Raw genomic sequence first — 17913 nt, forward strand, 5'->3', positions numbered from 1 at the left:
GCTTAAATAAAAGACAACAATGGCAGTAGTTTCAGTACAGGTTCAGGCTAATAGTGGATACTGTTCCATTTAAGCATTAGTCGTATTTATAATCACTCACACTTGGTCAAGCTTAATTGACAGTCAACTATTTGAATTTCATAATGAAGCCAATAAAAATTAAAAAGATTACAATCACTTAGAATGCTTAAACACCTTACCGGTTTTAGTACTACGCTAAAAATAACATTGCTTGTCAGCTTACTGTTCTTACTGGTAGGTATTTCTGGTTACCTCTTGATGGTCAATCAAGAGAACATCATCATTAAAAATCAATCAGTTAGTGTCGCTGAAATCGTGGCTCGTCAAGCGTCGGCTGCGCGCTCAGTTTATTCAAAAGACGTGCTTGGCAAAGTCAAAGCAGACAAGATGGGCTTTTCTGATAGGGATTACCACAATAAGACGGGTGCCCTGCCAATCCCTGCTCAATTTCTAAAAGACATGGCGATAAGAGCCTCTGAAGACTCAGAAGGCTTGTACAAGTACCGCGCTGTAAGTAAGTGGAACCTTGCCAATAATCAAGATTTAAATAATGACTTCCTGAAAAGCGCCTGGGCAGAGCTGGAACTGCAGGACCAAGCCAATCCAAAGCAAGCCATTGACTGGAAGCCAATTTACAAAGTTCAGAAGTTCGAAGGTCAGGAAACCCTGCTCTACTTAAGAGCGGACCCGGCATCCCATGCATCCTGCGTTAGTTGTCACAACGACTATGAGAAACGCCCGAATATTATGGCGCGTCGCGTCAGTCAAAATATACAAGCCGGAAAAACTTGGCAACAGCATCAATTGCTGGGGGCTATTTTTGTACAGATCCCAGTGGAGTCAATGCAGATAGCGGCCTCAAGCCAGAGTAAATGGACTATCTTATGGATATTGAGCGTGCTGATCTTAGGTCTCGGCGCCCTCGCCTTTTTCTTCTCTAAAGACTTGATCAAAGCCAGAAGTGTAAGAAAGCAACTTTTCTGGCAAGCCAAGCATGACTCGCTGACCAGCTTACCGAATCGAATCAATTTTGAAGAACGCGCTCAAGAGCTCATCACCGAAGCCTTTAAAGATAATGGCACGCACGCCATGTGCTTTTTAGATCTGGATCAATTCAAACTGGTTAACGACACCTGCGGCCATGCGGTGGGTGATGAGTTACTTTGCCAAATCACTGAAGAGCTACAAGAAGGCCTAGAAGGCAATGACTTGCTAGCGCGACTGGGTGGCGATGAGTTTGGAATACTACTGACTAATTGCAGCATCGAAGCTGCCACTGCAAAAGCCAATATGCTGTGTGACCAAGTAAAAAATTATCACTTTATCCGACAGGAATACTCTTTTGATATCGGCGTGAGCATTGGTGTGGTGGCGATTAATAAAGAGTCAATCAGCGTTGATCAGCTCATGCGCTGTGCCGATTTAGCCTGCTATGCCGCAAAAGAAGCCGGCCGAAATCGGGTGCAAACCTATTATGAAAATGATGAAAACCTCAATAACCGCAAAGGTGAAATGTCGTGGGTTTCTGGCATTCTTCGCGCGCTAAAAGAAGACCGAATCATTATCTATAGCCAGAAAATCGGCTCAGTCGCTCCAGACAGCCAATACATGCACCATGAAATACTGGTGCGCTTAATTGATAGCAATGGCGATATTGTGTCGCCGGGTGAATTTATACCGGCAGCTGAGCGTTATAACTTAATGACTAAGCTCGATTTGGCCGTTATCAATCGCTCTTTTGCAGCCTTGAGAAACCAGTACTTTAGTGACTTGGGAAAGAATGGATTTATTTCGATAAACCTTTCCGGACAATCTCTAAGTGACCCCCACTTTCTGCTGAATGTAAAATTTCTGATGATGCAGTATCGGGTTAACCCTACGCAAATCTGCTTTGAAATTACAGAGTCAGCTGCCATTGCTAATCAGATTTTAGTGCAACAGTTTATGGTTGAAATGAAGCGCATCGGTATCAAATTTGCGCTGGATGACTTTGGAACTGGCCTCAGCTCACTGACCTACCTGAAGCAATTTCCGGTTGATTATCTGAAGATTGATGGCAGCTTTATCAAAGATATTGTCTCCGACCCAATTGATAGAACGCTGGTGGATGCAATCAATAAAATGGCGCATACCATGGGCTTAAAAACGGTTGCTGAGTACGTTGAGTCAGAAGAAATCTTAAAGCTACTCAACACCATGAACATCGATTATGCACAAGGCTATTTCATTCAAAAGCCGACGAAGGTTGAGATGTAATGTTGTACCTGATGGCATTATCGGGTTTTCAAGCTATGATAAGCAGACGATTACCGACAATCGAAACGAGGAGATGAAAATGAAAACAATGACCTGTAAGCAACTCGGTGGTGCCTGCGACATGGAATTTTCGTAACCCTTCACGGGGTTGTATTTAAGCCATCATTCGTTATGATTAGATAATGAACAAACTTACCGAGGCACTTTTCAATCATCAACTACCCACTGAGCTTGCGGCTTCGCAGCAGCTCAATCGTCAGTTATTGGACTTAGTGGCTCAACTAGAGCAACGGGTGGCTGAGCTGGAAGACAACACGGGTAACGGGAGCTCTTCCAGAAATTCATCCAAGCCGCCCTCTCAGGATTCGCCAGAACAGCGCGCTAAGCGCGAGAAAAAACCAAAGAGTCCTCGCAAGAAAGGGGCACAGCCCGGTCATCAGGGACATCAACGTGTGCGGGTCGAGCTTTCTGCTGCTGATGAGCAAATTCATTACTATCCGGATACTCAGTGCAGTTGTGGAGCCCTCTGTGATTTATCTCAGGAGCCTTACCAGCGGCATCAAGTCTTTGACCTTCCCGAAGTACGCAGCGAAATTACCGAGCATTGTCTTTATGATGCAATATGCCCTCGTTGCCAGATGCGTCGGATTGCTCATTTACCAGACACGATACCCCGCGGACAAATGGGGCCAGGGTTAATCAGCTGGATTACGTTGATGAATGGGGCTTACGCCTTATCCATTTCAAACATCCAACGATTACTGAACGATCAATGGCAACTCTCCTTCAGCACGGGTGCAGTGAGTCAAGCTACCCGTTCAGTAACGGAATGGTTATTGCCACTTTATCAGCAGGTCGGCCAAGCCGTCCGCGAGCTGCCCATCGCCCATGCGGATGAAACCAGTCATTACCGCAATAGCGAGCGGCGTTGGCTCTGGGTGCTTTGTTCGTCACAGGTCGTCTACTTTCTAGTTCACTATTCTCGGGGTAAAGGCGCAGCCAATGGCTTACTGGATGAATTTGATGGCATACTCGTGACCGATCAACATGGCGGTTACAACGATTACCCTATCGAAAAACGCCAACTTTGCTGGGCGCATATTATCCGTAAGTTCAAGAAAATATCAGAGCGCGTGGGACGGTCGGGTGTGCTGGGAAAACAGCTCTGGCGATTATCCCGCTTGATTGTTCACTTCCGTAATCGTTGGCGATCTGACGGTTATTCTGATACCTGTTATCACGCTCGAATGCTGCGATTTAAACAGTGGATGCACCGCTTACTCAACTTGGGTCTTGAAGTGGAATCAGCTAATGTGGAACAAAAAGCCAGCAAGACAGCCAATCAATGCAAACGTTTACTGATCGATGAATCCATGCTCTGGACGTTTTTACAGGGTCGTACGATTCCCATGACAAACAATGCAGCGGAACGCGCGATACGCCCTTATGTGATCTGGCGTAAAACCAGCTTCTTCAGTCAATCGGCCCGAGGGGATCAGTTCCGTCCGGTGATTCTGACCCTGACTGAAACGTGTAAGCGCCTGGGCTTGGGTGTTTATGAGATATTGAGAAAAGTGTGTAAACAAGGCTTGCGTGGTGAAGCGATTACCGTACGGCTGCCATTAGGTCATCAAGCTATATCGACCTAAGCCCCCCGTGAATGGTTACGGAATTTTCAGCGGATACCTTCGAGGAAATCGCCAAGCTGAGCCAGCAACATGGCACTGAAATGTTTAAGAAAAAAGACCCCAATCATCTGGTAGCTATGGCTGCCATGCAAAAGCTCATGCAGTCCCCAGATGAAATGAATCAATGGTTTGAATCCAAACGAAAAGAGTTCGAAGCGCTTTAAAACGCACAATCTGTTTTAGCTCGCAGCCAAGCCTACCTTTATACATAGCGCTAAATAATCGAAAATGTGGTAGGCTACGTGATCTTGTTGTTATCCCCACGTTGATCAACGAATAACCGTTGCATCAACCGCATCATTTTTATCGTAGCCACTGAAATGCTGGCTGCGCAGTTATCTAAACGCTCGTTTATTTCAGCTAACTCCTGAACCTGCCTTCCTATACGCAGCGATTTTGTCGTCTGCGGAGTCCGGTCCTGTGCCGGCAGTATTCCCATTTGCTTAGTATCAATCAAGATTATTAAGTGTCACCTTCCGGATCACTATGACTACGACCAACGCCGAATTTCGAGAGCCACAACCGACCATCCTGTCCTTTGTTAAAGACCTCCCCAATCTTTGCTCATTGGCAGGATTAGCCTGCACCATTTTATCCATCTACTTCAGTATTCTGGGTGTGTTTTACGCCGCGATGATTGGCATGGTTTGGGCGGTTGCCTTTGACTGGGCCGATGGATTGATTGCACGCAGAATGCAAGGTCGGACAGGCCATCAGCGCGTGTTTGGTGGTCAGCTGGATGTGCTTATCGATATCGTGAGCTATGGCGTTGCACCGGCCGTTTTGCTGTTGAGCTATGGTCATTTCGAGCCGGTATTTCTGATTGGTGCCTTCATTATGCTCGCAGCAAGTGCGATTCGCTTGAGCTATTTCAGCACTTTCGGGCTTTCTGGTGAATCCAAATACACCGGGCTGGCGCTGGATAATAATAGCTTGATATTAGTCTCCGTTTTCCTACTCGAAGCCGTGTTTAGCCAAAGTGTTTTCACGGTTGTGCTATACGCTAGCGGCGTGACACTGGCGGTTCTTAATGTGTCGCAAATCAAAACCCCGAAGCTCTCCGGTAATCCACGCAATGTGTATATTCTGGCGTTTTATACGCTGGCAATAACAGCAATTTATGCCTGGAAACTCTTATGATCGTTTATACGGTTGGCACCTTTGATTTACTGCATGTAGGACACTTGGCACTACTGGAATATTGCGGAACATTAGGCAATGTCGTCGCCGTTGGGGTCGCCTCTGATCGCGTGGTGAACTCTTACAAGCCCAATGTACCGGTTATTCCCCTTGATCAACGCACTGAAATGCTCAAAGCCTTACGCTGTGTTGATATTGTGCGCCCCTATCATGATCTTGAATATGTTTCTGGCTGCAAAGAGCTGGACGTGGATATATTTGTTGTGGGAGAAGATTGGGGCAGCAAACCCCATAATATCGCAGTGGAGTCTTACCTAAAAAGCAAAGGCAAAGAAATCATTCAGGTGCGCTATAACCCTCGAACCTCTTCTTCGAAGATCAAACGCAATACCATTGCGCAGACTCATAGAAGAAACCATATAGAGCAAATTGTTGCTTAACATTAGGTAATCAGCAGAAACTAATGCGCTCGATGTGTGAACTGAATCGGTGATTTGAGTCTAACTAAGGAATTAGATTCCCTTCAGGAGAGACTCAAAGTGAAATCACACACCGCTGCGCGAAGAGATTTGCTCAAAGTTTTTGGTGCCGCCTCATTAGGTAGCTTAGTTGGTTATACTGGCCAGCAAAATCTAGCCACAGCAGCCGGTAACGGCCAATGGCTGGCGGGAGGCACCAATCTTATTAAAGCCGCTTACCCTGCCACTGATATTTTCAATAGCCAGAATGCCTGCCAAGTCGCACTCACTCAATCGACCACCCGAGGTCCTTGTTATTTCTCAGATGATAAAGGTGAAGATATTTCACTGGGATTACGTGGCCTACCGATGCAACTCTGCTTGCAACTGATTGATCGCCAGTGCCGCCCTTTACGTGGTTACCAGATTGAAGTCTGGCATTGCGATACACGGGGTGTGTATTCGGCCGATACCCGCAATAGTACCAGTAGCAATCGCTTCTCAGCACGATTTTGCAGTGCCGGTGATGCCGCCGCTCAAAACAGCGCGTGGTTTCGGGGTGTCTTAACCACCGATGCGGATGGGCGCGTAAACTTCAAAACGATTTTTCCGGGTTGGTATCCGGGGCGCACGATTCATATCCATTTTGCGGTCAGCAATGGCCAGCACTCATCCCTTGTCTCGCAATTTTGCTTTAGTGATGCCATGGCCAAAGCCATTTGCACGGGTCATCCGGATTATCGCCAACGCGGTGAACAAGACACACCTCACGAAAATGGTGGCGATGGCGTGTATAGATCGCGCTCCGCAGACTTCTTGTTCAACACCCAAAACAATGCGGATGGCTCACTTCTAGCCTACCGAACCATCCAAGTTTCCTGATTCGCAAGCACAAAAAAATCCGGCCAACTCATTACAAGTAGGCCGGATTGATTTAGCTTAGTGTGTCAGCTATCGGATTCACTCAATCCGCGATTAGCCTCGACGCCATGTGTGGAACTTCTCAACATAGCTCAGCAGCTTCTCAGGTGCATGAGTACGCTTCCAGTTACCGGCAGCGGCCTTGTTAGACTCAGACATGGTTGGGTAGATATGAATCGTGCCCAAAATCTTATTCAAGCCAAGGTTGTACTTCATCGCCAGAATAAACTCAGGAATCAAGTCACCTGCGCCTTTACCCACAATCGTTACACCCAAAATCTTATCTTTGCCCGGAACGGTCAGAACTTTTACCGAACCTTCATCGCTGCTATCGGCAATGGCACGGTCAGAATCATCCAGACCGTAAGTGGTTACTTCATAAGCGATGCCTTGATCTTTAGCATCTTTCTCATTCAGGCCAACACGTGCCACTTCAGGGTCAGTAAATGTCGCCCAAGGAATCACTCGGTAATCCACTTTGAAGCGTTTGAATGTACCAAACAAGGCATTCACACTGGCATACCATGCTTGATGTGAAGCGGTATGGGTAAACTGGTATGGACCAGCCACATCACCTACGGCATAGATATTCGGGAAGTTAGTCGTTAGGAACGCATCCGTACCTACCGTACCGCGCTTGCTGATCTCAACGCCCAGCTCCTGCAAACCAAATCCTTCGATATTTGGCTTACGACCTAGTGCCAGTAATACGCGATCGAATGGAATCTTACGGCTATTGCCATCATGTTCACACACGATGTACTGCTGACCATCTTCAACCACAAACTCGGTTGCACGGTGTGAAGTCAGTACTTCGATGCCATCATCCTGGAAGCGCTGATTCATCAGGCTAGCCACTTCATCATCTTCACGAATCATGATCTGTGGTGCCATTTCAATTAGCGATACTTTAGAACCTAAGCGTGCAAATGACTGCGCCAACTCACAACCGATCGGTCCACCACCCAGCACAACCAGGCGCTCAGGCTGCTCTTCGATTTCCCACAAGTTGTCACTGGTTAGGTAATCAATCTGATCCAGGCCTTTAATGGGCGGAACTAAAGGACGTGCGCCCGTGGCAATAATAATGTTCTTACTAGTCAGTACTTCGCCGTTTACTTCAACGCGGTATGGGTCGATGATTTTGGCTTCGCCAGTAATCACATCCACACCCAGTTTAGTGTAACGCTCAACCGAGTCATGTGGCTCAATCGCTTTAATCACGCCATGTACCCGCTGCATGACTTCTTTGAAATCAAACTCAGGCTGCATGTTTTTCAGGCCGTATTTATCAGCGTGCTTCGCTTCATGAACGGCTTTAGCAGTACGAATCAGCGCTTTACTTGGCACACAGCCGGTATTCAAACAATCACCGCCCATTTTATGCTTTTCAATAAGACCAACTTTAGCTTTTACGGCAGCAGCGATATAAGCAGAAACTAATCCACCAGAACCTGCACCAATTACTAATAAGTTAAAATCAAACTTTTCAGGTTTATTATAAGCAGCAAGGACTTTATTCCCGCGAATCTTATCCATTACTTTTTTGGCAATCATTGGGAATACTCCGAGTAAGGCAAATGCAATTATTAAACCAGGTGACAAAATACCTGATAGTGAATCAATTTTAGCAAGCTGAGTACCGGCATACACAAACACCGCCGTACCCGCTAACATTCCAATCTGGCTAACCCAAGCGAAGGTTATAGTTTTGATATGGGTAAAACCCATCAACAGATTGACTAAGAAAAATGGGAACAAAGGCACCAGGCGCATCGCAAATAAGTACAGCGGGCCTTCTTTTTCAACGCCTTCGTTAATGACGCGTAGCTTGTCGGCATAACGTTGTTGCAGCGTATCGCGGAACAAGTAACGCGCCACCAGAAATGCCAGCGTAGCACCAAGAGTACTAGCAAACGATACAATGATCAGACCCGTTAGCAGGCCAAATAAGGCACCGGCCAGTACCGTCATAATCGCAGCGCCCGGTAACGATAAAGCCGCCATCACTACGTAAATTGCAAAGAACAAAAGCAACGTCAGCAGCGTATTGTTCTGGTAAAAGTCGTTAAAGTCTTCTTGTTTTGCCTTAATGAATTCCAGCGAAAAATATTGCTGTAAATCAAATAAGAAAAATGCCGCAATTAATACTGCGATCACTCCGACTATTATCAGTTTTTTATTCATGGCTTACCTTTGTAGGTTTATAAATGTGTAATTAGCTTATTTTACGCAGCAGATACATGCTTGGATGCTGAACGGATGAAATGAATTAATTTTTTTGCTGCACTTGCACTACGAAACACTAGCGGAGTCAGGCTTTCTGTGGGACTCTGCGGTTTTCTTAAAGTCGAGATACTTGCGGTGTCAAACGCTCTTAAAGCGGACTTACTTCTGGTCTGCGCCACTTTGCTGGCCGGCTTCGGCTGGCTGTTTTCCAAAGAAGTTCTGGAATCCATGAGCCCTATCCTGTTCATTGGCATACGCTTTTTTTTAGCAGGGCTGATCTTGTTGCCCTTTAGCTGGGCCGTGTTGCGCAAGCTTGAATGGCTGGATATTCGACAGATTCTTATCTCCAGCCTGTTTTTCACCACCGCGATTATTTTCTGGGTGCTTGGCCTACATCATGTCACACATTTGGGTGTTGGTGCATTTATCAACAATTTGGCGATTGTGATGGTGCCGGTCATTGCCCTGTTCTTTTTTAAAGAGAAAGTGAATGGTTTGTTGTGGGGTTCATTGCCGCTGACCATTGCTGGATTAGCTTTGCTGTTTCTAGAAACCGACCTCAGTGCAGGATCCGGTGAGCTGATTTTTGCAGTAGGTGCCATTTTCTTCGCGATCTTCTTTAATCTGAATACGCGATTGGCGCAGCGACTGCCCGCTATGGTGCTGGTCACCATGCAAATGTTAGTGACGGGTATTGTCGCCCTGCCTATCTCTGCGATGTTTGAGACTTGGAGCTTTCAGCATGCAACGGGTATCTGGGGATTTCTTATAGCATCCGTCGTGCTTTCGACTTGTGGCCGCTTTGTACTCCAGACTTGGGGGCAAGGCATGTCATCTGCCAGCCATGCTTCGCTATTAATGACTTTGGAGCCGGTCTGGGTTGCGCTGATTAGTATGGTTTGGCTTAGTGAGCGCATGAGTACGATGCAGGCGGTTGGCTGTGGTTTGTTGTTCTCAGCTATTTTATTGAGTCGCTCAGGCTTTTTATGGCGTCGTTTTAGACGACCCAAAGCGGTTCAGCCCTTAAGTTAGTTGCTTTTCCATTGATGGCCACTAAGTTGGCTACCTTGCACTATGCATTAGCCGCTGAACTAAGCCCTGTTAGGCGCTATGCATACGTTACGGCTAGCAAGCTGAGCATACATCACAACACAAAAAAGGGAGCCACAAAGCTCCCTTTTTATTTAAGCAGCAAAACACATTAAGCCGCTGGTTTATTTCCTACCCGCTTGCGTATCATCTTAAGTAATGGGAATAGCCAAATCATAATGGTCAGCACACCCAGCGACGCGGCAATTGGCCTTGAGAAGAAGGCAAGTAATTCACCATCTGCCTTAATCATGGATGATAAGAACATCTCCTCCAGCATCGCACCCAATACAATTCCAAGAATCGTCGGGGCAATCGGGAAGCCATTCTCTTCCATAATATAAGCCAGTACGCCCATCGCCAGCATAATCACGACACCAAAGATCGAGTTAGTAATGGCAAATGAGCCCACCAAACAGAAAATCAAAATCGCCGGCATCAACATTCGCGATGGGATTTTCAATAGCTGCGTGGATAAGCGAATTGCCAGATAGCCCAGCGGCAGCAATAACAGATTCGCCACAAAAAATACGATAAACACCGCATTCAGCATCTGTGGGTTTTCCTGAAAAATCATCGGACCGGGGTTCATCCCCTTCATATACAACACGCCGATGGCAATCGCTGTAATCGAATCCCCCGGAATACCAAATACCAAAGCAGGCACCCAAGCACCGGCTAAGCCAGCATTATTCGCCGAACTGGCATCGACCAATCCTTCCACATTACCTTTACCGTAGGACTCCTTATCCTTAGATGCCCGCTTTGACACGCCATAAGCAACCCATGCCGCAATATCAGCCCCCGCTCCCGGTAAGACTCCGGTTACCGCACCAATTGAACTACCACGCGCCACATTGAATTTGTACTTGTAAAGCACGCCACCGACACCCTTAAACAGGCTGTTCATGGACTGCTTTGGCACGCTCGGGCGACCTTTATCTGAAGAAGCGACATAACGCAGCACTTCAGAGATCGCGAACATTCCAATCATGGCTGGGATAAAGCTAATCCCCGCCAGCAGCTCCGTGCTACCAAAGGTAAAGCGCGGATGCCCTGAGATCAGATCGATACCAATCGTGGAAATAAACAAACCGATTAATAGCGACACAAAGCCTTTTAAGGTCGAACCGCTCGATACCACGACCGCACTGGAAAGCCCCAAACACGCCAACCAAAAGTATTCAAATGATGAGAATTTAAACGCAAACTCAGCCAATGCAGAGGTCGCCATCATCAGCACCACCGCGCCAACCAAGCCACCAATCACCGAGCTCATTAGCCCAACACCCAGCGCCAATTGGGCTTTACCTTTGCGAGTTAAGGCAAACGCCTCATCGCAATACGCCGCTGATGCGGGCGTTCCGGGAATTCGTAATAGCGCGCCGGGAATATCACCCGCAAAAATCGCCGTCGCCACCGTGGTGACAATCGCCGCAATCGCGGGCACCGGGTCCATAAAAAAGGTCACCGGAATCAGCAATGCGGTTGCCATGGTGGCGGTTAAACCTGGGATCGAGCCTACCAGCAAACCAAACGCCGCCGCACCAACCATCACCATCAGTACGTAGGGATCAAAGACCAAATAAAGTCCTGCTATAAATGCATCCATAATAAACCTCTAAATACCGAGTGGGCCAATTGGAAGCGGTACCAGTAGCCATACCCCAAATAGCATTTTTGTAATCACCGTCATTAGTAGCGCGCCAAGCAACGACGTCACCACCCCATTGCCGAGCCGGTAAAACAGTACCAGTAACAGCAAAAACGCGACGATTACAAAACCCAAAACATCGACAAAGCCAATGAAAAATAAAATGCAGAGCAATACCGCAAAGAAATTGATCACCGAAGGCCGCTTCTCAGCCCAACCTCTCAGTGATAATAAGTTAGATTCGCTGGGTGCTTCATCAGTCGCCACCGCTCGCTTTCGATAAGCGCTGAACAACAAAAGACAACCACAGATAATAAAGCCAACACCGATCAATACCGGAAAGTCGGATGCGCCAAAGCGCTGGCCGTGAAGGGATGGAAACGTACGGGTATATGCTATTTCTGCGATCGCAAAAATAATCAGAAAAATGCCAAAGACTGCATCATTAAATTTCATGATTGCCTGACTCCCTCAATGTGTAAGTGCGTAACAACAAATACCCCCGCTACCGATTAGCCACCAGTAACGAGGGTATTTTTTACAGCAAAGCAGACAAACTTATTTGGCTAAACCAACTGCTTTCATAACCACGCCAAGGGATGCATCACTCTTTTCCATCCACTTTTCAAACGCGTCATTACCCAGATACGTGATACCAAAACCACGACCATCCATGAACTCTTTGAATTCATCAGACTTTACAACTTTATCCAGTGCAGTGCGCAGTACTTCAGCTTCAGCATCTGGCAATCCGGCCGGTGCGACCAGACCACGCCATGAAGCCATCTCCCACTCAGGGCCGCCCACTTCAGTCAGTGCAGGAACATCCGGGAATGCCGCTTGACGCTCAGGTGCCATGACGCCAATCGCTTTGACTTTACCAGCGGATAACAAACCAGAGGCTTCTACGATAGATGACGTCACGATATCCACGCCTTCAGCAACGAGCTCCTGAAGTCCACCTGCGGAGCCTTTTGAAGGTACCCATGGGATTACGTTGGGATCAAGTCCATCAGCGTTGAGCATGCCGGCTAGCGCAAGGTGCCAAATACCACCTTGACCTGTACCAGAGGCTTTGTATTCGCCTGGCTTCGCTTTAGCATCGGCCAGCAATTCGCCAACAGTGGTCCAAGGTGAGTCAGCACGCACAATAACGCCAGAATGGTCGCTGTTAAAGAGTCCGATTGGAGTGTATTGTTTGTAGGTTAGATCGGTGAGTCCGGCCCAGTGCATCATGCCGATTTCAACGGTTGCCACGCCAATGGTGTAGCCATCTGGCTTTGCGGTTGCAATGGCCGAGTGACCGATAACGCCACTACCGCCGGTGCGGTTGATGACATTAACGGGTTGTCCTAATTCTTTTTGCAGCAGGCTACCGATGATTCTTCCGGTTGCATCTGTTCCGCCACCAGCGCCCCAAGGCACGATCAATGAGATAGGACGTTCAGGGTATGCCGCCATAGCAGGCGTTGCGATACCAGCGATAAAAGTAGCGGCAGCCACGACGCCAGCAGTTGTCTGAACGATCTTACGTAATGATTTCATAAAATTCCTTCCAATTGTGATTTCCTCGAAGTTGTAAATTAGTTTTACAACCTTAAAACAATTATGAACTACTTTCTGCTTGCAAGACAAGTACATTCACCATCATATATTTGTATGCACTTGTAAATTCATATTGCTTCGAGGAATAACAATAGCCCATCAGCATCGGTTCGCACAGTAATATAAAATCCCCAATTGATTAAAATCAATGCTCCTTAGCGTAACCCTTCACGGGGTTGCATTTAGGCCACAATTCGTTATGATTAAACAATGAACAAACTAACTGAGGCGCTTTTCAATCACCAACTGCCCGCGGATCTGGCGGCGTCGCAGCGTCTCAATCGTCAGTTATTGGATTTAGTGACCCAACTGGAACAGCGTGTCGCTGAGCTGGAAGACATCGCAGGCAGCGGGAGTTCTTCCAGAAACTCCTCCAGACCACCGTCCCAGGATTCACCGGAACAACGGGCTAAGCGCGAGAAGAAGCCTAAGAGTCCTCGCAAGCAAGGAGCCCAGCCGGGTCATCAGGGTCATCAACGCGTTCGGGTAGAGCTGTCTGCGACGGATGAGCAAGTTCATTACTACCCAGGCACTCAATGCACCTGTGGTGCGGTGTGTGATGTCGCTCAGGAGCCTTATCAGCGACATCAGGTCTTTGACCTGCCTGAGGTTCGCAGTCAAGTCACTGAACATTGTCTTTATGAGGCAATCTGTCCGGGTTGCCGCAAGCGTCAGGTGGCTCGCTTGCCAGACACGGTTCCCTGTGGGCAAATGGGGCCGGGACTGGTCAGCTGGATTACGCTGATGAATGGCGCTTATGCCTTATCGGTGTCAAACATTCAACGCTTACTGAAAGATCACTGGCAACTCGCCTTCAGTACCGGTGCCGTGAGCCAGGCCACCCGCTCGGTCACGGGATGGTTGCTGCCGCTGTATCAGCAAGTGGGTCAGGCGGTACGGAATTTACCCGTTGCTCATGCGGATGAAACCAGTCATTACCGCAATAATGAGCAGCGTTGGCTTTGGGTGCTGTGTTCCTCGCAAGTCGTCTACTTTCTAACGCATCATTCTCGGGGTAAAGGTGCCGCGAAGGGTTTACTGGATAATTTTGAGGGTATACTGGTCACTGACCAACATGGCGGCTACAACGATTATCCGGTCGAAAAGCGCCAGCTTTGCTGGGCGCATATTATCCGTAAGTTTCGGAAAATATCAGAACGTGTGGGACGGGCCGGGGTGCTGGGGAAACAACTCTGGCGATTATCCCGCTTGATTGTACACTGTCGTAATCGTTGGCGATCGGGCGGCTATTCTGATGCTGGCTACCACACACGAATGCGACGATTCAAACAGGCGATCCATACGCTACTGTGCCTGGGGTGTGAGACCGCGCCCGCTGACCCGTTAAAAAAAGCCAGCAAAACAGCCAATCAGTGCAAACGACTGCTGGCGGATGAATCGATGCTCTGGACGTTTTTGCAGGATCGCGCGATTCCCATGACCAACAATGAAGCAGAACGTGCGATACGTCCTTATGTGATCTGGCGTAAAACCAGTTTCTTCAGTCAGTCTGCCAGAGGAGATCAGTTCCGTCCGGTGATTCTGACTCTGACTGAAACCTGTAAGCGGTTGGGCTTAGGCGTTTATGGACTATTGAGAAAAGTCTGTGAACAAGGCCTGTGTGGTGAGGCTATTACCGTACGGCTACCCTTAGGTCAGCACGCTATATCAGCGTAAGCCCCCCGTGAAGGGTTACTCCTTAGCCGGCTGGTTTTTATAGTGGCTAGCTAAAATCACTCAGGTAGCTCTTATGAAAATCGGTATCACTAGTCAGAATTTCCGCACCATCACCGGTCATGCCGGTAAAGGCCGACGCTTCCTTATTTTTACCGTACAGGAAGGTCAACCAATTACTGCCAGCGATCGTTTGGATCTCCCGCTCAATATGTCGATGCATGCCTGGGATGGTCTCGGCAAGCACCCTCTGTTTGAGTTGGACTACTTAATTACTGCGGGCTGTGGTGAAGGCTTTATTCAAAGGCTGGCGCGCTCAGGTGTACAAGTAAAAGTGACCTCCGAAACTGATCCTGTTGCTGCAGTTGAAGCATTACTTGCGGGAAACCTTCCTGCTGGTGAGGCGCATAGCCATGCACCCGATCACCAACCTAGGCACAGAAATCAGTAGTAGCAAAACAGATCAAACTCTATGCCGCACTCGCAATGTTTCGGGCTGGTAAATTATCGGCTGGAGGAGCTTGTGAGTTCGCCGATATCGATCGTTATACCTTTATGGAAGAATGCTTCAAACAAAAAATACCGGTCCTTGACTATGAATCTGAAGAGTTGAAAGCAGAGCTCAGTAACTTACAAAACACCCTATAATCATAGTAGCTCCTACAAAGTATGGCTTGTATTGAATCGCTTTCTTAGTGCTTAAATAGAATTAAAGCCTCATCAAATCAATACACAATAAAAGCCATGATGCTTTTAGAAGTGCGTTGTTTTCAATAATGCTTTACCAACTTTGTGAGCATTGAAACAAGCTTTTATCAAACCTGTAAATTCTTGTGATGGATTTTTCAAAAAAACAGTCAAACGCCCAAAAATCTGCTTTGCTTTACCCCTACTTTCGATACAATTTTCTTCTTTATACTTTTGATAGTATTTAGCATATTCATCGAACTGAGCAAATAAAGATACCCACAGCTCCTTTCTCTCATTACACAATTCATAATTATCTAGGCCATAAAAACTGATTGAAAATTTAATTCTCTGCCTATCCCACTCATCCAAGTCAAAAACGGGCTCTGAACATGGCTCAGGTTCACCTAAAGCATTGAAACTAATCAGATCGACATCTAACTGGTTTGTCGGATCTAGAAACATTGGAACTTCACGACTTAAAGCAATACCAGGTCTAAGAACTGCTTGAGATCGTTCTTTAAGAGGAAAGTAAGCACTTTTTTTAGTATTAGGAACTGGCTTCGAAAGGCGGTAGTTCTCAAGATCAAAAGCAAGCCACCAATAGCCATCATGTCGTATATTTCGACTCTCATCGAAAGCACAACTTTTCGGTCGAAAATGCTCTAGGTGTGGATATTCAGCAGTAAATTTTGCCTCTGAATACCAACACTTACCATCAGATAAACCTTTTAAAAATGATAGTAATACTGGCTCTCTCCAGTGAGAACTACACCGTTTGATAATTACTTTTCTCTTCTTTTTATCAGGTTCATTTTTAAGCTCATCAAGTATCTGTAATGACCTCTCTTTCCAATCCTTCAATGATTCTTGATCTGCATCTCCCAGAGGAATATATCTCACGAATTTCCCCCCTCGTTTGATTCATCCATAATTTCCTGAAGTAATTCTTTTGTAAAGTCTTCGAGATCCTTCATCTCTTCAGGTGAATATTGGCTCTTGCTCATGATTGGATTTTTGGCTAGTGCTTTTGAAAACTTATCAAAATATGGATGAGGGAAAGAAGTCGCAACACCCAAACTTTCTAACTCTCGGGTTAATCGTTCAAACTCTTCCGACATTTCTGGTGTTTTTCCACTCAACCCAAGTAGCTGATACCGTCGCGTAAGAGCTTCAACGACACTCGGAGAAAGAACTGATTGCAAACCAAATATCTCAGATTGCAGCAACCCATCTACGCCCATTCCTATAGGATCTTCATCTGGTATATCTGCGCTAACAACAGACCCAGTTTCTGTTGTTTTTCGATTCAACAATCTTACTTGTTCTTTCTTGAGGCCTCCTATCATCAATGGATTGTGAGATGCTATGAATAATTGTGACGTACTATCTACAACCTGACTTTCAAGCAAATTCAAATACTCATACGTCCAAGCTGGATTTAAGTGAGTATCAGGCTCATCCAATAGAAACAATGATTCTTCGCCCTTCGTAAAATGAAGTAACCCCAGAACGGTAAGAAGTTGCTGCTCACCTTCAGATAGTTGATCAAAACGAATATAACCAGCATCACTATGCTTTACCGTAACCCGAACCTCATCAATTAAGTCACAGAGGCTTAAACCCTCTAAATGTGCAAAAAAATGGGTTTCATCTTCTCCAGGATAAACCAACTCCTTTAAGGTCGCTTTATCTTTTATAAATAGATACAGCCTTTCTTGATCCTCTTTTCTATCCCTAAAATCCTTGGTGACAGATTCATCATTTCGAATAGGTGCTAGAGAGTGACGCCAAAGCCGATCTGTAAACGTTTGAAAAGCTCCTTTGGCATACCAAAAGGTTGGGTCACCATTTTCAAGGTCATTCTTATTAGGCTTTCCAGTTCGCCAAAAAGGCCTGTGCATTACGAATAGTGCTGACTCGAAGTCGCTAATTTTAAGATATTTTAACAAAAAATCTTTAATCTTGGGGCCTTCGTCCATTAAGAAAAATGCCAGTAAAACCAATTGACTATAATCTTTACGGCAATAGAACAAACGACGCAATGGAATATTCTCGGAAGTACTACCACCCTTCCAAGCTTTATATAAATTTTTAGTTGGCTTGTCGAATAGCTGCTCTAGTCTTTGATTCCAGCCAGAATAGTACGAAAAAACATATTTTGGTAAATACATCTCTGCATTATCGGCAAAAGCTTTAACAGCAACCTTTTTTTCCCCAACCTCTATCCTAAGCTTAGGCCGGGAGTCTGGATTACAGCAGACCTTTACCTTCTTATCTCGTATAACATAATCCAACTCATAGCAAAAACTTGAAGCCACACTCATTTCAAGATCACGAAAAATTTCCACTAAGACTTCAATAAGGTTGGACTTTCCTGCCCCATTCCTGCCTAAAACAACCGTCGTTTGCTCGACTGCATCCGGACAAATTTCAAAATTCTGAAGGTTGTTATAATCTTTTACAAAGAGACGTGTTATTCGCATTTCTA

General features: G+C 46.4%; 16 protein-coding genes. 10 read left to right on the forward strand and 6 right to left on the reverse strand.

Translation table 11 applies throughout. The features are described from left to right. The first annotated feature begins 279 nt into the window (after positions 1-279). From LEUMU_RS27930 to LEUMU_RS0109885, 6 genes are all read left to right on the forward strand, one after another. On the forward strand, positions 280-2277 hold the full coding sequence (locus tag LEUMU_RS27930; RefSeq protein WP_245570721.1) for an EAL domain-containing protein: 1998 nt from the start codon (positions 280-282) through the stop codon (positions 2275-2277). A gap of 182 nt (positions 2278-2459) precedes the next feature. Beyond that, complete coding sequence (gene tnpC / locus LEUMU_RS25515) at positions 2460-3926, forward strand: IS66 family transposase (RefSeq protein ID WP_022952123.1); 1467 nt, start codon at positions 2460-2462, stop codon at positions 3924-3926. A gap of 11 nt (positions 3927-3937) precedes the next feature. Continuing rightward, a complete protein-coding gene (locus LEUMU_RS25520) occupies positions 3938-4129 on the forward strand; it encodes a hypothetical protein (protein WP_022952124.1) in 192 nt (63 codons plus the stop codon). Between the two features lie 322 nt (positions 4130-4451). Next, the gene (locus LEUMU_RS0109875) at positions 4452-5105 is read left to right on the forward strand and encodes a CDP-alcohol phosphatidyltransferase family protein (protein ID WP_022952126.1); all 654 of its coding nucleotides are present in this window, start codon (positions 4452-4454) and stop codon (positions 5103-5105) included. Further along, positions 5102-5545 carry an FAD synthase family protein gene (locus tag LEUMU_RS0109880; protein WP_022952127.1) on the forward strand — a complete coding sequence of 148 codons (444 nt, stop codon included), beginning with the start codon at positions 5102-5104 and terminating at the stop codon, positions 5543-5545. The genes LEUMU_RS0109875 and LEUMU_RS0109880 overlap by 4 nt, the downstream gene beginning before the upstream one ends. Before the next feature lie 99 nt (positions 5546-5644). Beyond that, positions 5645-6445, forward strand: coding sequence for a dioxygenase family protein (locus LEUMU_RS0109885; protein WP_022952128.1), 801 nt, complete (start codon positions 5645-5647; stop codon positions 6443-6445). Between the two features lie 93 nt (positions 6446-6538). On the opposite strand, the gene lpdA is transcribed toward LEUMU_RS0109885, so the two are convergent. After that, a complete protein-coding gene (lpdA, locus tag LEUMU_RS0109890; protein WP_022952129.1) occupies positions 6539-8671 on the reverse strand; it encodes a dihydrolipoyl dehydrogenase in 2133 nt (710 codons plus the stop codon). 177 nt (positions 8672-8848) lie between these two features. Here lpdA and LEUMU_RS25525 point away from each other — a divergent pair, with 177 nt between their 5' ends. Continuing rightward, positions 8849-9745 carry a DMT family transporter gene (locus LEUMU_RS25525; RefSeq protein WP_157474301.1) on the forward strand — a complete coding sequence of 299 codons (897 nt, stop codon included), beginning with the start codon at positions 8849-8851 and terminating at the stop codon, positions 9743-9745. A gap of 169 nt (positions 9746-9914) precedes the next feature. On the opposite strand, the gene LEUMU_RS0109900 is transcribed toward LEUMU_RS25525, so the two are convergent. The 3 genes from LEUMU_RS0109900 to LEUMU_RS0109910 form a co-directional block, all read right to left on the reverse strand. Next, positions 9915-11414, reverse strand: coding sequence for a tripartite tricarboxylate transporter permease (locus LEUMU_RS0109900; protein ID WP_022952131.1), 1500 nt, complete (start codon positions 11412-11414; stop codon positions 9915-9917). Positions 11415-11423: 9 nt separating this feature from the next. After that, positions 11424-11912, reverse strand: coding sequence for a tripartite tricarboxylate transporter TctB family protein (locus LEUMU_RS27935; RefSeq protein WP_022952132.1), 489 nt, complete (start codon positions 11910-11912; stop codon positions 11424-11426). 102 nt (positions 11913-12014) lie between these two features. Further along, positions 12015-13001: a Bug family tripartite tricarboxylate transporter substrate binding protein gene (locus tag LEUMU_RS0109910; RefSeq protein WP_022952133.1), complete on the reverse strand. Its 987-nt coding sequence runs from the start codon at positions 12999-13001 to the stop codon at positions 12015-12017. Positions 13002-13271: 270 nt separating this feature from the next. Between LEUMU_RS0109910 and tnpC (LEUMU_RS25535) the strand changes: the two genes are divergently transcribed. The 3 genes from tnpC (LEUMU_RS25535) (at position 13272) to LEUMU_RS28545 (ending at position 15383) form a co-directional block, all read left to right on the forward strand. Beyond that, positions 13272-14738, forward strand: coding sequence for an IS66 family transposase (tnpC, locus tag LEUMU_RS25535; protein ID WP_022950222.1), 1467 nt, complete (start codon positions 13272-13274; stop codon positions 14736-14738). A 73-nt stretch (positions 14739-14811) separates the two neighbouring features. Continuing rightward, on the forward strand, positions 14812-15186 hold the full coding sequence (locus LEUMU_RS0109920) for a NifB/NifX family molybdenum-iron cluster-binding protein (protein ID WP_022952134.1): 375 nt from the start codon (positions 14812-14814) through the stop codon (positions 15184-15186). 11 nt (positions 15187-15197) lie between these two features. Further along, positions 15198-15383, forward strand: a complete 186-nt coding sequence (locus LEUMU_RS28545; protein WP_281169950.1) for a UPF0175 family protein — start codon at positions 15198-15200, stop codon at positions 15381-15383. 105 nt (positions 15384-15488) lie between these two features. Here the strand turns inward: LEUMU_RS28545 and LEUMU_RS27940 are convergent, their stop codons facing one another. Continuing rightward, positions 15489-16325: a hypothetical protein gene (locus LEUMU_RS27940; RefSeq protein ID WP_022952136.1), complete on the reverse strand. Its 837-nt coding sequence runs from the start codon at positions 16323-16325 to the stop codon at positions 15489-15491. Continuing rightward, positions 16322-17908: an AAA family ATPase gene (locus tag LEUMU_RS25545; RefSeq protein WP_022952137.1), complete on the reverse strand. Its 1587-nt coding sequence runs from the start codon at positions 17906-17908 to the stop codon at positions 16322-16324. Before LEUMU_RS25545 ends, LEUMU_RS27940 begins: the two co-directional genes overlap by 4 nt. Positions 17909-17913 lie beyond the last annotated feature (5 nt).

The organism is Leucothrix mucor DSM 2157 (assembly GCF_000419525.1).
GTDB lineage: Bacteria > Pseudomonadota > Gammaproteobacteria > Thiotrichales > Thiotrichaceae > Leucothrix > Leucothrix mucor.

Excerpts from the sequence above, each read along its gene's own strand:
- LEUMU_RS27930 (WP_245570721.1), top strand. The coding sequence starts at position 280 with ATGGTCAATCAAGAGAACATCATCATTAAAAATCAATCAGTTAGTGTC.
- tnpC (WP_022952123.1), top strand. The coding sequence starts at position 2,460 with ATGAACAAACTTACCGAGGCACTTTTCAATCATCAACTACCCACTGAG.
- LEUMU_RS25520 (WP_022952124.1), top strand. The coding sequence starts at position 3,938 with ATGGTTACGGAATTTTCAGCGGATACCTTCGAGGAAATCGCCAAGCTG.
- LEUMU_RS0109875 (WP_022952126.1), top strand. The coding sequence starts at position 4,452 with ATGACTACGACCAACGCCGAATTTCGAGAGCCACAACCGACCATCCTG.
- LEUMU_RS0109880 (WP_022952127.1), top strand. The coding sequence starts at position 5,102 with ATGATCGTTTATACGGTTGGCACCTTTGATTTACTGCATGTAGGACAC.
- lpdA (WP_022952129.1), bottom strand. The coding sequence starts at position 8,671 with ATGAATAAAAAACTGATAATAGTCGGAGTGATCGCAGTATTAATTGCG.
- LEUMU_RS0109900 (WP_022952131.1), bottom strand. The coding sequence starts at position 11,414 with ATGGATGCATTTATAGCAGGACTTTATTTGGTCTTTGATCCCTACGTA.
- LEUMU_RS27935 (WP_022952132.1), bottom strand. The coding sequence starts at position 11,912 with ATGAAATTTAATGATGCAGTCTTTGGCATTTTTCTGATTATTTTTGCG.
- LEUMU_RS0109910 (WP_022952133.1), bottom strand. The coding sequence starts at position 13,001 with ATGAAATCATTACGTAAGATCGTTCAGACAACTGCTGGCGTCGTGGCT.
- tnpC (WP_022950222.1), top strand. The coding sequence starts at position 13,272 with ATGAACAAACTAACTGAGGCGCTTTTCAATCACCAACTGCCCGCGGAT.
- LEUMU_RS0109920 (WP_022952134.1), top strand. The coding sequence starts at position 14,812 with ATGAAAATCGGTATCACTAGTCAGAATTTCCGCACCATCACCGGTCAT.
- LEUMU_RS25545 (WP_022952137.1), bottom strand. The coding sequence starts at position 17,908 with ATGCGAATAACACGTCTCTTTGTAAAAGATTATAACAACCTTCAGAAT.